The sequence below is a fragment of the Calyptranema fuscum S582 genome (assembly GCF_055793305.1).
Genome location: NZ_JBSLYH010000067.1, coordinates 26,178 through 33,033, shown reverse-complemented (window position 1 = coordinate 33,033; position 6,856 = coordinate 26,178). Strand labels below are relative to the sequence as shown.

The 6,856-nt window shown below is 46.4% G+C and carries 3 protein-coding genes; all 3 read left to right on the top strand.

What is annotated here, in order from left to right:
• Positions 1–2,181 (top strand): BREX-6 system adenine-specific DNA-methyltransferase PglX (gene pglX, locus ACR6Z4_RS28875; protein ID WP_479720808.1); only part of this gene is annotated, 2,181 nt, incomplete at its 5' end.
• Positions 2,182–2,256: 75 nt separating this feature from the next.
• Positions 2,257–3,870, top strand: coding sequence for a tetratricopeptide repeat protein (locus ACR6Z4_RS28870; protein WP_479720807.1), 1,614 nt, complete (start codon positions 2,257–2,259; stop codon positions 3,868–3,870).
• A gap of 99 nt (positions 3,871–3,969) precedes the next feature.
• Positions 3,970–6,834, top strand: coding sequence for a BREX-6 system phosphatase PglZ (gene pglZ / locus ACR6Z4_RS28865; RefSeq protein ID WP_479720806.1), 2,865 nt, complete (start codon positions 3,970–3,972; stop codon positions 6,832–6,834).
• The last annotated feature ends 22 nt before the right edge of the window (positions 6,835–6,856 follow it).

The following is a 6,856-nucleotide window of genomic DNA, read 5'->3' as shown; positions in this document are numbered from 1 at the left end:
GCAAAAACGGGTGGATTGTCAGGTTTGGTAACAATGCGGAACTGGATGTTTATCCAGCAATACACCGCTATTCGGGAATATTTGCTTGAAACTTTTGATTTGAGGTCAATTGGAGATTTTGACCGAGGTGCTTTTGATGAAGTACCCAATGAATTGTTAGCGGTAGCATTGAGTATTTTTCAAAAAGTACCGCCAAGTGAAGAAAATAGCGTTGCAAATCAACCAACTCCCTTGAGTGATATTTCCTATGATCGCAAGCGAACAAACCGTAAACGAGCAGCAGTTTTAGCACAGGTAGGGCGATTTGAGTTTAAGAGCGATCGCTTTGCTGTGATTAAGGAGAAGCCGATCGTTTATTGGTGGAATGATGAATTTCTCGATCGTTATGGTGATACTCAAAAACTAGGAGAGGTATCCCCTGCCAAGAAAGGAGCTTGTACATCTGATAATACAAGGTTTATTTGCAAACCTTGGGAGTCTCATTCTTCCTCTTTAATGCTAAGCGGCTTTGCTGATGTGGTTTCGAGAAGTTGGGCACCTTATGTCATGGGCGCTCAAGGTAAAGCATGGTTTGAGGGATTAAACAACATTATTAGATGGAAAAATCATGGTTTAGAAGTCAAGGTATTCAATGGCTATTTGTACGGAAGCTTTACTAGAAGCATACAGAATCAAGACGTATACTTTATTCCAGGAATAGCTTTTTCAACAATTGGTGCAAGTTTTACTGCTAGAAAGCATTGTTATAAAAGTGTAATTGATACTAGCGGATCATCGGTTTACCCCAACGATGTGAACTCAGCTTGTGCATTAATGAATTCTCGGTTAGGAAGAGAAATTCTAAGTGCATTAAATCCTACGGTTAATTTCAAGAATGGTGACGTAAACCGCCTTCCCCTCTTCTCCGTCGAATCCGCAGACGAAATCTTTGCCAAACTTGCTCGTACCTTCACCGAACATGAAACAGCCCGTGAAAGCTCCGTCGAGTTCAAACAACCGGGAGTCTCTTGCTGGAACTATGCTCAACAGTGGGCACAGCAAGCCGTAGACCGTGAACCCGGTAAACCTTTACCCGATTGGAACCCGGTTTATGATCAGCCACCTGCGGTGAACTGGGTTTCCTACGCGATCGGTGTTGCACTGGGACGATTTAGCGCAAACGGCGAAGGCATTCTTCCCCAGGCGACCGAATCCGCATTACCCAACGGCATTTTGTATCTCTCTGCCTATGCAGGCGATCGCCCCGACTCCAAAGACAGCCTCAACCATCCTGCCGCTCAACCCATCCAAGTTGCCTGGAGTGAGTATGGAAGCCAGATTGCCAAAAACAAACCCCTGCGCGACTGGCTCCGCCTCAACTTCTTCAAAGACGTGCATGTGGGGATGTATGAGCAACGCCCTATCTACTTCCCCCTCTCCTCCAAAAACCGCAACTTCGTCGCCTACATCAGCATTCATCGCTGGGCAGACAACACCCTGCAAACCCTCCTCGCCGACTACCTCATCCCCGAACTGCGCGAACTCGAAGGCGAAACCGCTGATTTGCTAGAGAGTCAGGGGAAGGGCGATCGCAAGCAACAGGCTCAGGCAGAAGAACGTCGAGCAACCGTTCAAGCCCTTTACAACGAACTCCAAGCATTCATCGATCTAGTTCAACAATGTGCCGAGCAAGGACCACCTGCCGCTAACCCCAAAGACCCCCCTCGCCAAACCAATGCCCCCTTCCGAATGGATCTGGACGATGGCGTAATGGTCAACAGCGCTGCCCTCTGGTGCTTACTCGAACCGCAATGGAATAAGCCCAAAACCTGGTGGTCAGAACTCTGCAACGCCAAAGGCAAAAAAGACTACGATTGGTCACACCTGGCAGCCCGTTACTTTCCCGAGCGAATCCGGGAAAAATGTATGAAAGATCCCTCACTCGCCGTCGCTCATGGATGCTTCTGGCAATACCACCCCGCCAAAGCCTATGAGTGGGAGTTGAGACTGCAAGACGAAATCGCCCCCGATTTCACAATTGATGAGGAAAACTCTGATGCCCTCCGCTCTCAATTTGAAGAAGAGTTTCCTCAGCTAGTAGCAGACCTGCGCGAGAAGGAAGAGAAACGGCGCGATCGAAAACGCAAAAAGGAAGACAACGATGAGACACTAGGTCCTTTGTTTGAAGACTACGAAGAATGAACCAATTGCCTTCGTTTTTGATTTCCTATCTGCTTGTATTCAAAGTCTATCCCCAAGTAACTCTAGAGGCATCCCATGAACTCCTCTCCCAATAACAGTTCGTTCAATTTCCCTATAGATCCAAACACAATAATCCCTACAATTACAGATTGGCTTAAAGAGAAGCAGTTCTTCATTCAGAATCCGGACTTAAGCTTCATTATTGATTTCTTCAAAGAAGAAATATTTCCTGAACTTCCAAAAAAACTTACTCTTGCACTGCTAGACATTCTAATCAATGTTGCAAAGCAAGATATTAGAACATACATTGACAACATTAAAAAAGTCAATGAAGGGCAAGTCCTCATTGAGATGAAAGATTACCAAGAGGCAATTGCCGTTTTCAAAGAGGTCATTAGAAAAGAACCACGGAACTATAAAGCTTGGTTTCTAAGAAGTTTTTGTTTATTACTACTATCTGAATTTAGTGAAGCTGTTGACTCCTTTGAAAGCACTATAGCTAGAAAGGAAACTTTTGAGGCTTACTACTATAAAGCAATTGCTCATATCTTGCTTCAGAATTTTGAGGCTGCTCTAGAGAGCTTTACTCAGGCAATTCGATTGAATTCTCGTAGCTCTGAGTTATGGTTTGACAAAGCCAGAACCCTTGAACAGTTGGGGCGTTATTCCGAAGCTGTAGATGCCTATGATCAAGCGATCGCTCTTGAACCAACTAACTACTCTGCACAGGTGAACCGTGATTTACTCCAAGGTTCTCTTGAAGAAAACTCTGAAAAACTCATTGGTCGAAGCACTGCTTTGCTTGAAAAAGCGAGGTATGAAGAGGCGATCGCTTGCTTGAATAAGGTAATTGAGATTGATCCTAGTCAGACAAATGCCTGGAGCATGAGAGGTAGAGCTTTAAACCGAACCCATGCTTATCAAGATGCAATTTACTCCTATCAAAGAGCGATCGAACTAAACTCGCAATTGGATACTGCGTATTATGGGCTGGGCATTTCGTTTTATAGAATCAAAAAATATCGATCCGCCTATCTTGCCCTTAAACAATCAGTGCAATTCAATCGAGAGCTAGCTAATGCATGGTTCTACTTAGGATTGGCAGCATATCAGTTGGACTATTGCAAAAAAACAATTCATGGCTACTCAGAATTTTGCAAAATCAACTCAGGGAGCATTATTGGGCTTCTCTATCAAGGGCATGCATTTCGGAAACGGGAAGATTATGAGCTAGCATTAACTGCTTATACATCCGTCCTAAAAAAATCTCCTAATAACCTTGAAGCCTTGGTCTGTATTGGAAAAATCTATCTTTGTTTGGGTTATGAGGAAAAAGCGTTAAGTACCTTTCTAGATATAGTTAAACTATCCCCGAAGAATCAGTATGCTCAGGAATGGAGCGAAGAGCTTAGTGAACGAATCAAAGCTGAAAAAGAACGTAAAAGACAGTGGCAGGAATATTGGGAAAGACAGAAACAAGAAGAGATTGAGCAGCAAAAACTAGCAGAAATTGAACGGCAGCAATGGCTTGAACGACTTAGAAAAGATCAGGCAGAACAAGCACGTTTGGACGAATTGAGACGGCAGAGACTTGAAGTAGAGCGATTAAAACGCCTCGAAGAAGAGAGGATTGCAAGAATTCTTGCTCGTAGTAAGCCACAAAAACGTAAATGGTTCGGCTTATTCTAATTGTTGAGCTTCCACTAACTTCTCTAGAACAAGGAGTGTTTAAAGCTATCGATTTTAGCCATCGGCTCCCAACAGTTAAGGTTTCTAAGTAAGCTCATCATGATTCAGCCAAACCTGTTAACTAATGTTTTAGAGGAAGAGGTTAAACGCGAGTTGCGGCAACGAGGTATCGTCGTTTGGCTTGATAAGGATGGTGTTTACACACCCTACGTCGATCAATTAGTTGATCGCTACAGCAAAGGCGAGTTTTTTGCTCCTGTCATTGCCTTTCGAGGCAGCTACCTGGAAATGCTGCTCGCCCTTGAACCTTACGGTAACGGTCTTGATCAAGAACCCTTACTGATTCACATGCCAGGGCATACCGAGGACAGCATTCGTAAAACCCCAGTGCTCGAACTCTACCGAGCAGGTTATCGCTATCGTCGTGCTCTAGATACCCTGATCCGGGAAGCTGCAACTGGACGGGTCAACCCATCCCAGCTAGAGACTTACTTGAGTAATGGAGTGGCTGATTTAGCTGCGGCTGAGATCTGGCTGCAACAAGCTACAACTCAACCACAAGACAGCTTAACTGCTTATCTAGAGAGCCTCAATTTAGAGTGGATTTTAGATGGCATTCTGGGAACAGATGCAATCTTACGTTCAAAAGTCAGTGATGAAGCATCCCTTGGCATTCTGAAAGACCATTTGCATCGCCACACCGGAATCAACGACGACTTCCTCCAACTTTTTCATGGAATCACATCCTTGAGTTTTCAAGATCTGGCAGAAGCCTTTGCTGCCTGGTTAATGTGTGTTGAATATGTCAATGATCTAGCCCGTTTACCTCATCTAGAAGCCTTAAAGCCGCTCAAGCAACTCTCAACCGTTCTACAAAAAACATGCAGTCAACTCATTAGCTATTTCCGCGATCGCTACCCTGATTCCTACGCGGAAATGGCAGCGATCGTAGAAGGTCGCTTAGAGCAAGAGCTAGAAGCCATTAGCCCAGAAGATTTCGGTAAAATTGACACCTTTCAACGAGAGGAAACTGCTGTTCTGGAAGCAGCAGTTCAAGCCCTGCTGCAAGCCAATTGGACAAAAGCCCTCACTTGGGCACAAGCCCGAACAACCACCCCCTCCTTCTGGATTGAACGAGATAGAACCCGCCGCTTGGAATGGTTATTGATTTACGATGCAGCCGCCTTAGGATGTGCGATCGAGAAAGTTGACCGTCCGCTCAAATCCTGTCAGAGCTTACGGCAGGCTTTAGACTATTACACCCAGGCAGGCTATCAGGTCGATCGCGCCCATCGGCATTTTGAACAGCAACGGCTGAAACTACTGGAGCCAACCCTGACTCACTACGCTTCGCTCCAAGAAGCTGGGGAGCACCTGCAAATTCAGTACCGCAGCTGGACAGATCAGCTTGCTCAAGATTTCGCTGCTGTCTGTGAGTCAGAAGGCTTTCTACCGGAACCCGACCTCCAGCAACGCACCCTCTACGATCAGGTTGTTCATCCCCTGACTCAAGCCAACCGTAAAGTTGCCTACTTCCTGGTCGATGCCTTCCGCTTTGAGATGGCAACAGAACTCCTATCAGAATTTGAATCCGCAGGAACAACGACCGTCTTAAAAGGGCGATACGCGGAACTCCCCAGTATTACAGCAGTTGGGATGAATGCCTTAGCCCCTGTAAATAAATCAGGTCGGCTTACCTTGGCTGGCAGCGATGGCTTTAAGGGATTTAGAACGGGCGAATATACCGTGCGATCGCCCGACGAACGATTCCGAGCGATGAGCGAGAAGAGCATCGACAGCTTGGGGGCTGGACGTAAACGGGCACGAGCGATCAAGCTATCTGAAATTCGCAGTCGTTCTGTCGAGAGCCTAAAAAAAGGCGGCTTTGGCGAGATTGATTTAATTGTGGTTCACAGCCAAGAAATTGACGACGCAGGTGAAGCCAATGTGGGGCTTGCCACCTTTGAAACCTGGCTACAGCATCTTAAAACGGCTTGGAGCCATTTAAGAAGTATTGGGTTCAATGAATTCGTCTTTACAGCGGATCATGGTTTCCTGTTGCAAGATCGAACCACTCAACACAAGCCCTATGGCAGTAAGCGCGATCCCGATCGCCGTCATGTCCTCATGGCAGAACCCCGCTCTGAAGCCGGAACGGTCACGGTTTCTCTGAATGCGCTGCAATATGAAGGACAGGAAGGCTACCTGCTATTCCGCCGAGACACCGCTAACTTCGCGACAGGCAATCTCGGTGCCACCTTCGTACATGGAGGCAACAGTCTTCAGGAGCGGGTCATTCCAGTGCTAACAGTTTCTCACCGCCATGCTTCAGAAACAATCAAACTAAAGTATCTCGCTGAGGTAAAAGCTGAACGAGAATTACTGGGTTTCAGCCGTTTGCAGCTACGAGTTAAACCAGCCCCAGGCGTGCAACTGACCTTTATTGGAGCAAGAACCGTTAGCCTCTCTTTACGGGTGCCCAATCGCCCTGATATCCAACTCACGATCAAAGATGCTCCTGGCATTGAGGTCAAGAATCAAGTCTTGCAAGTCCCGGTTGAAAGCGATTGGATCGAGGTGCTGTTCGACCTAAAAGGTTCACAGGGAGAACGAGTTCCGGTCGAGGTTTACCATCCAGAAGGAACTGAAGAGTTGGAGCCAACGACAACGGCTGATTTGTTCAATGTCTCAGGCACACTTCAAGTCGCTGCTCAAGCCTCTCCTTCAGAGGCAGTTGGGAGCCTTGAGTGGCACGATCGCTTTGAGGATGAAGGGATTCGTCAGGTCTTTCTCCATCTCCAGCAGCATGGCTCAATTACAGAGATAGAACTCACCCAGATGCTTGGAAATGCCCGAAAAGTGCGGCGTTTCTCAATGGAGTTTGAGGAGCATCTCAAGCAGGTTCCTTTTTCTGTTCGCATTGAGACAACAGGAAGCGGCAAACGGTATGTAAAGCAAAACTAGTAATCAAGCTTATATCTATTCT